We start from the raw sequence: 376 nt of genomic DNA, 5'->3' as shown, positions 1-376 counted from the left end.
ATGGGCAATTTGAATAATGCTCAAAAGGATACTGCTTTAAAGGCCGTTGTAAATGCAACTCCAGAATCAGCTGTAGTAAAGGTACAAAACACTGCCCAAACTACTGATGATAATATGAGTGACTTGTCAACTGATGCTAACTTCAAGAATGCAGACGATATTAAGAACAGTAGTAATTATGTAAATGCAGATAAAAATTTGAAGGATGCTTACGACAAAGCAGTAGAAAATGCCAAGGCTTTGTTAGATAAAATCAATGGTTCAAGTACTGGTGATGTTTCAACTGAATCAGCAGTAGTAAAAGCTGCTAAGCAAGCGGTAGATGAAGCCTTAAACGCTTTGAATGGTGATAGCAATTTAAGCAAGGCAAAAGAAG

The 376-nt window shown here is 36.7% G+C and carries 1 pseudogene; it reads left to right on the top strand.

Going from position 1 to position 376, the window contains the following annotated elements:
- Window positions 1-376: pseudogene (locus FC45_RS07510) on the top strand (LPXTG cell wall anchor domain-containing protein); the annotation flags it as partial.

It is taken from the genome of Lactobacillus jensenii DSM 20557, from assembly GCF_001436455.1.
GTDB classification, from domain to species: Bacteria; Bacillota; Bacilli; order Lactobacillales; family Lactobacillaceae; genus Lactobacillus; species Lactobacillus jensenii.
This window is presented reverse-complemented; position numbering and strand designations above follow the sequence as displayed.